Annotated in this window: 5 protein-coding genes; 1 reads left to right on the top strand and 4 read right to left on the bottom strand. The window is 45.3% G+C overall.

Translation table 11 applies throughout. The features are described from left to right. From QUA78_RS01835 to QUA78_RS01820, 4 genes are all read right to left on the bottom strand, one after another. Nucleotides 1-261 (bottom strand): CVNH domain-containing protein (locus tag QUA78_RS01835; protein WP_333398524.1); only part of this gene is annotated, 261 nt, incomplete at its 3' end. A 149-nt stretch (nucleotides 262-410) separates the two neighbouring features. After that, nucleotides 411-761 carry a hypothetical protein gene (locus tag QUA78_RS01830; protein WP_333305968.1) on the bottom strand — a complete coding sequence of 117 codons (351 nt, stop codon included), beginning with the start codon at nucleotides 759-761 and terminating at the stop codon, nucleotides 411-413. A 135-nt stretch (nucleotides 762-896) separates the two neighbouring features. Continuing rightward, nucleotides 897-1,145 (bottom strand): hypothetical protein, encoded by a 249-nt coding sequence (locus QUA78_RS01825; protein ID WP_333305970.1) that lies wholly within the window; start codon nucleotides 1,143-1,145, stop codon nucleotides 897-899. 840 nt (nucleotides 1,146-1,985) lie between these two features. Next, entirely contained in the window at nucleotides 1,986-5,321 is a 3,336-nt protein-coding gene (locus QUA78_RS01820) for an amino acid adenylation domain-containing protein (protein ID WP_333398523.1), read from the bottom strand. A gap of 513 nt (nucleotides 5,322-5,834) precedes the next feature. Here QUA78_RS01820 and QUA78_RS01815 point away from each other — a divergent pair. Then, the gene (locus QUA78_RS01815) at nucleotides 5,835-7,604 is read left to right on the top strand and encodes an EamA family transporter (protein ID WP_333398521.1); all 1,770 of its coding nucleotides are present in this window, start codon (nucleotides 5,835-5,837) and stop codon (nucleotides 7,602-7,604) included. Nucleotides 7,605-7,713: the final 109 nt, after the last annotated feature.

Raw genomic sequence — 7,713 nt, 5'->3', positions numbered from 1 at the left:
GCGAGAATACGTCAAGTTTCCATTTTGATTCTCTATTCCCCGAATCAAAATTGATGTTGACTTGGTTGAGCCATTAACTAGACGACATCTTGCTGATAAAGTCGCTCCGGTAATCTTAATATTCTGACAAGAACTTTGATAACTGCTAGGAGATGTGGGTCTTGCCAAAGCAGGTTCCCTGGGAATTACAGGTAGAATTGCACCACAAGCAACAAAAGCTATTAAACTTGACGATCGACAGAGTTTCGTAAGGTAAGACATGAGTATTCTCCTTAAATCACAAATCAAAATCCCCCACTGCCACCACTGGCAATGGGGGTCAACGGATGTGATGCCTTCTGGCTTGTTATCCTACAATCCTGACTGACGAAATGCTATCGTTGAAAGCGGCGATCGCACTGGAGTTGGGATTATGTATGACCGCCGATTTGACTCATAGTAACTACTTGGTTTGCATCATCAACGAAAAACGTAGCCCGCGTTGCTTGACTTAAGCGAATCTCAAATTGGTTTTGAGTTCCTTGCAATTTTCTGTAGTTTGTATCACCGGCCATTTGAGCTGCGTCTCTCGGATTAGCCCCATCATTTTGAATCTCATTTTGAAATATGTCAAATCTATTCTGTTCAGCGTTTGTGAGTTGACCAACAAATTCCATCCTGCTTTTGTCGAAAGTCCATGCAAAAGCTTCACCTGAAAATCCAAAAAAAGTAGAACTCCAAACAAGAAATAAAACGAGAAGTAGTAAGAATTTCTCTTTCATTATTGATGACCTCCTAAATTGATAGTTTTCGGCGATAACTGAATCCAAAAAGACTTGCCCGTGTCAGAAAATTGTCCCATTACGAAAACTCATACAATTTAGAGCCAGTTAAAATTTTATTAGGGCGGTTCACTTTTATTCTGTCGTCACGGTAATATCCTCTAGAGTTAAATTTTTAATGGCTAATAGCACACCACCAAATGAACGCTGAAATTCATTTCTACCTACTCTAAGCACATTAACTTCAGTATCAGAACCACCAGCAGTCATATCACAATTACCATCGGCTTGACAATCAACGATCACTTTAGTTTGTCTTCCAAAAGCCCAGGTGGGAATTCCACTTTTTATTTCCTGTGGTGCAACTCGAAATGGACCAGCCATAAGTAAAACCTCCCAGAAGTGTTAAACCTTACTAAAATTTCACAAAAAAGCAAAATTTTTTGAGAAACAATGACGGTGCGTCTTGTTAGACTTCCTCTACTCTGTAAGACGACTCCAGTGGTCAATTTCTAATTTTTTTATCGAAACTAGAGGCTTTTGTTTTCACCTCGTCGAGTTTCGATTGAATCTCAGATTTTGTTTCTTTCGTCGTTGGTTTAACCATAATCCGAGTTGCTCAATATAATCTATACCTTTGGGAACACTTACTATAGTAGAGCTTATCCAATTCACAGGTTTTTTAAACAGTCGCTCCAACATAATTTCTGTTACCATTAACTTGCTTTTTCCACTCACAGTCTGCCTTTCACTGCTATATTTAGGCAACAATATTGCAGTTTCAGTGCCTCAGCCTGCTCACTTTCGTTGAGTTTTTATGACTTATCGATAGTGTTATTAAATTACCAGCCCGCCATAAAAGTCGTTATTGTAAATGACCTCATCTACTGGACGGGTAAAAAACTGAGATAACTCTTTTATGATTTCATGATGCGGATTTAGGGCTATCAACATTACGTTTAAAATGTGAAGAAAATGTGAGGTTCTCGTGAGGTAGATATATCCCTGATTTGTCACTCCCGAAAAGCGTTGTTTCGCACGACAGACGGCTTAAAGATAGCGGGTGTAGAGCGATCGTGTTTGCTGAAGCGCTTGCTCTGTGGGTCAGCTCCAAAATGTTGAGTGTGGAGTCATGATTTTTTACCTTATTTTTATGGGGAGCATCTCACTTTTGGACGCCCATCCCACAAAACAATCAAAATCATCCCGCAATTATGTAAGGCCTTAAAATTCCACATCTTCTCGCTCATTTTCGTCGGTTCTGGGAGTATCCAAACCTTTCGCAGCCCAGCGCATTGTCTCAATGTATTTTGCCAGACTCGCCACAGTCGGAGCCTCAAACAAATTGCTGACCGATAACTCGACTTGCAAAGCGTCTCGGATGCGAGAAATCAACTGAGTTGCTAGCAGGGAATGCCCGCCTAGTTCAAAGAAATTATCGTAGATACTAACCTGCTGTTTTCCCAAAACTTTAGCCCAAATTTTACCGATCGCCTTTTCGAGTTCAGTCCGAGGCGCTACATAATTTTCTGTTATATCCTCGCTGTCTGTATCTATATCGGGCAAGGTGCGGCGGTCTACTTTGCCATTAGGCGTCAGTGGCATATTCTCCAACACTGCATAAGTTGCAGGAACCATATATCCTGGTAACTTTTCTTTCAAAAATTGGCGCAAGTCACTTGACTTGAGATTGGGAATTTCTAATTTTTCATTAATGCCGTCAGGAATAACATAAGCTACCAAATGTTTATCGGCGGGGATGTCTTCCCTCACAATTACTACTGCTTCGCGCACTTGTGGATGCTGGCACAAAGCCGCTTCAATTTCTCCCAATTCGATGCGGTAGCCGCGAATTTTTACTTGGTCGTCAACGCGGCCTAAAAACTCGATGTTGCCGTCAACCCAATAGCGGCCTAAATCACCTGTTTTATAAAGGCTAGAACCCGATTTATTGCTAAAAGGATTAGGAATGAATGCAGCAGCAGTTAAATCAGGCTGGTTGAGGTAGCCTTTCGCCAGTCCGTCACCGCCGACGTACAATTGACCTATAACACCGATCGCCACCGGCTGCAAATCCGCATCGAGGAGATAAATTTGCGTGTTGGCGATCGGGCGGCCGATGGGGATAGATGTTGCAGTTTCGGGTACGTCTTGCACGCAGTAATAAGCCGAAAATGTGGTATTTTCTGTCGGCCCGTAAACGTGAATTAATTTAGTGGTTGGATTTTGTGTGAGAACTTTTTTAACCCATCTCATATCGGCCGCTTCTCCGCCAAACAGCAAGCAGCGCAGCGAATTAAAAGCTTGCGGTAAAACTCTAGCAATTTGTTGAAATAAGGCAGTTGTTAAAAACAAAACTGTGATGGCTTGTTGGCGCAGTTCTAAGGCTAAATCGTGAGGCGAAAGGGTAATATTAGTGCTAATTCCCGCGAGTTGAGCGCCGTTAAGCAAGGCTCCCCAAATCTCGAATGTGGCTGCATCGAATGAAGCGTTTGATGCTTGGGCTATTTTATCGCCCGGTTCTATTTTTATGTAGTTGGTGTTGAGTACCAGCCGATTTACTGCTTTGTGGGTGACAGCAACTCCCTTGGGTTTTCCTGTGGAGCCAGATGTGTAAATAACGTAAGCTAGGTTGTCTGCTGTTACGGTGTTGGCGGGATTTTCGGCGCTTTCTTTGGCTATGTCTTCCCAGTCGCGATCGAAGTAAATCACCGAGTTTGAGAAATCTCGGAAATTCTCAATCAATTTATCCTGAATTAGCAAGACTTTAACTCGAGCATCTTCCAGCATCAAGTTTAGCCGATCGCGCGGATAGCTCGGATCTAACGGTAGGTAGGCTCCTCCCGCTTTCAGTACAGCCAACATCCCCACAATTAGATCGATCGATCGCTCTGCACAAAGCCCCACTAAAACCTCCGCCCCCACGCCCAGTTTTTGTAGATAGCGCGCCAGTTGGTTGCTGCGACTGTTGAGTTCTCTGTAAGTGAGGTGCTGGCTGTCGAAAGTTAGGGCGACATCCTCCAGATGCTGCTCAACTCGCTGTTCAAATAACTGATGAATGCACTTATTTTGAGGATAATCTGTCCGAGTATCGTTCCATTCTCTGAATAATTGATTCACTTCATCCTCGCTCAATAAAGGTAAGTTAGCAATTCTTTGTTCTGGATTAGCAACAATGCTTTCCAGCAGCGTTTTAAAATGCCTCAGCATTCGGGCGATCGTAACTTCATCAAATAAATCCGTCTTGTACACAGCTAAGCCTCTGAGGCCTTCCGAATCTTCCCAATGTTCGCCGTATCTGATCCTAAAATTATCGGAAGCTTCCCACAAATACAGCTCTAAATCAAAGCGCGTTGTTTGAGTCTCCAAAGGGAAAGAACTCAACTTTAATTCTGGCAATTCTAGCTCGTCCAGCGGCGCATTTTGCAGCCCGAATACCACCTGAAAAAGCGGGTGGCGATTCAGAGATCGCTCTGGGTGCAATTCCTCGACTAGCTTCTCAAAAGGCAAATCTTGGTGAGCGTAAGCTCCCAGGGTTACTTCCCGCACCCGGCCCAAAAAATCTCGAAATGTCGGGTTTCCCGAGCAGTCTGTTCGCAGCACTAAAGTATTGACAAAAAAACCGATTAATGCTTCTATTTCGCTGCGGTTGCGATTGGCGATCGGCGAACCGACAACAATATCTTCTTGTTGCGAGTAGCGGTAAAGCAAAGTTTGAAATGCTGCGAGCAATGTCATAAATAAAGTCGCTCCTTCTCGCTGCGAGAGCGCTAAAAGTGCGTCCTTCAGCTTTTTAGGCAGTTCTAAATATTGAGTTTTTCCCCGATAATTTTGCCTAGCTGGTGCAGGGCGATCCGTCGGCAAATTTAACACAGAAATCCCGTGCAATTGCTGCCGCCAATAAGCTAGCTGATTTTCTAATACTTCACCTTGCAGCCATTCGCGCTGCCACTCGGCAAAGTCGGCATATTGAAGTGATAATTCTGGGAGGGGAGATGGCTGTTGATTTATCAAAGCTGTATAGATAGCTTCCAGTTCTCGAATTAGCACACCGATCGACCAATCATCGGAGGCTATGTGGTGCATATTTAGCAAGAGAATATGCTCGGTCTCTGTCAGCCGCAGGATGGTTACTCGCATCAGCGGCCCGGTGGATAAATTGAAAGGGCGAAGAGATTCTGCTGCGGCGAGTTTCTTTGCTTCTGTTTCCCGTTGTTCTGGTGGCAAATTTTGCAAGTCTAATACTTTTAAATTAGTCTTGAAAGCGGGAGAGATTATCTGCACTGGTTGACCTGATACCGCTGCAAAAGTGGTTCGCAAAGTTTCGTGGCGCTGCACTATTTCGTTGAATGTTTGCTCTAAAGCTGTTAAGTTGAGGGAACCAGTTAAGCGCAGTGCTGTTACTACATTATAGAAAGGGTTTTCCGGTGCGAATTGGTCGAGAAACCACAACCGCTGCTGGGCAAATGATGCCGGAAAGACAAAGACTTCGGCTTCTGAGGAAATATTCAGTTTTTGTCGATCGTTTGTAAAGGAATTGTCATAAATTTCTGATGCCATATCTATTGCTCTTGGGGGATGAGGTGTGTTAATTTTTTGATGGCGCGGGGTGGCTTTTTGAGGGTGCGATCGCCTCTTAAAACTTTCGCGAGCAAAAGATCGGAACCTTTAATATAATAAATCTGGGTGCGGGAGTGCGGGAGAGACGCGGGCAAAAGAAACCCGGTTTCTGGCCGCAGGATCGAGTTATCCGTTGAGGGGCTAGGAGTGCCACCCCCCAATCAAATTTAGTCGCAGAAGGGGTCATTAGGCTTGTGATTCGGGTGCAATCGGGTGAGTTAGATGCGAGAATTACCGGGGGCAATCCGTGGAGAGGTCAAGCTGTAGTATGATTTCTAATTGCACAAAGTGTTCTTGGGGCGATCGCAAATTTTTCACATCTCCAACTGAGCGACTACTATTGATTAAACAGTGTTCGCAATCTCTTAGATCAACTCACTATAACTTGCGACCTGATTTGGCAAAATACTTAAGAACACTGAACGTGCAGTTTAAATTAGAGGTTATAGGCTAATGGCGCAGCGGAACGTATACTCGTCAAAGGGCGAGCCAGAGGATGCACAATCAGCAGAAGAAGTCCTCCACTCAGTAATGCAAGAACTCGACGCTTTGCATGAAAATGTCAAAGGCCAGTTAAATCAGGACATTACTCGCCTGCAAACTGAAAAAAATCACCTGATTGAAGATATTGAAGACCTCCGGGAGCAATATCGCAAATTGCAGTCTCAGCAAATGGAATCTCTGTCTGGGCGATACATTCAGCAGCAGCAATTGTGGCTGAAGCAGTTGGCTCAAGTTTTGGCTCACAATTTGCAAGATTTGTTGGTGCAGCGGTTCAACGAACTCAGCGCTAACTCGGGACATTCTCTCAGCAGCCCTATCCCCAGCGGCGAGTTCCCGATACCCCTACCGCCGAGCAACTACGACGAACGGGCCTCGCAGTTGCTGGCGGCGCTGGATGAAAGGATCGATCGCAGTTTCCAGATGCTGGAACAAGATTTAACCAGTTATGAAAGCGAGCTATCCGTGCGGCTCAACAACATGAAAACCCTGGAACTGCAAGGGGAAGAGCTGTTACAAAATCTCGTAAACCGCATCAGGGAAGAACTCGAAGAAGAAGAAGAATATCTTGACAATCCTTTCGATGCTCAAGATTCCTATCCCGAGGAATCAACTAATTCTGTCCGCCCGCAACTTCTGCAGCCAACACCTGTGGAAACGCCGCGAGAACCCCTGCCGGAACCCTCTTCAGTGCCCTCTCCAGCAACCGCTAAAGCAGCTTCTCAAGTACAGACAGGTTTGGTGCTGGCTTTGTCTTCGGCGGTGGTATTGTCGCTATTTAATGTGTGTTTGAGAATTCTGATTAAAGGCAAAAATCCTCGGATGGTTTTTGGCTTGTTTGAATTTCCGGGGGTGGTGACTCCAGGTTTTGGAAATTCTTTGTTGATTTTGTTGATGCGACTGATCGTGGTGATGGCTTTGATGCCGATATTGGCGACATTTTTGTATCCTTCTGTGTGGAAAGATATTAGACGGTTGTTCGAGTCGGGCGATCGAGCTTTGTGGGGCAAGGTTTTAGGAAGTGCATTTTTTCTGTTTTTGTCTCAGGTTTTGATTTATTTGGCGATCGGCAATATTCCGGCGGGGATTGCGATTACGATTTTCTTTATTTACCCGATCGTCACCGTACTGGGTTCTTGGATCTTGTTTGGCTCTCGCCCCAGCACAGTCGGCTTTTTGGCGATGTTGGGAATTACCGCAGGTCTGATTTTGGCTGGGTCGCCCAGTTTTGCGGTGCAAGCTCCGGGCGGCGGCAATGTCGGGGTGGGAGTCACGGCGGCACTGGCTTCTGGGATTACCTTTGCAGGTTACGTATTGCTGACGCAAATGGCCGCGGGCAAGCTGCACCCAATTCCTTTTAGTTTAGTTAATTTCGCCGCGATTTTTGTATTTTCTTCCCTGAGTTTGTGGGTGCCACTGTCGGACAATTTTGCTCCTAAAATCGACCAAAATGTTTGGCCCGGTTTGATTGTGGGAGGCGTTGTTTTAGGGGTGCTGACGCTGTTTAGCTATCTTTTGAATAATTTTGCCATCCGCTTTGCGGGGGCCGCCTTAGCGTCAGTAATTGGCACTTTAGGGCCGGCGATGACCGCACTCTTCGGGTTTATAATTATTAATGAGAAGTTACAGCCTGTGGCAATTCTCGGCATGGCTGTGGTGACGTTGAGCGTGGCTGCTATGAGTGTAGAACGCATAGTGGCTCCTCAGAAGAAGGCTAGTTAAGGCAAGAATTTGTCCTTCATACAGCAGATTCCACGTTGATGAATGACACCCGCCGATCGCTCAATCCCCGTAGGGACACGGCAGTGCCGTGTCCCTACTGCTGTTAATA

The organism is Microcoleus sp. K4-B3, assembly GCF_036704615.1.
Lineage (GTDB): Bacteria > Cyanobacteriota > Cyanobacteriia > Cyanobacteriales > Microcoleaceae > Microcoleus.
This window is presented reverse-complemented; position numbering and strand designations above follow the sequence as displayed.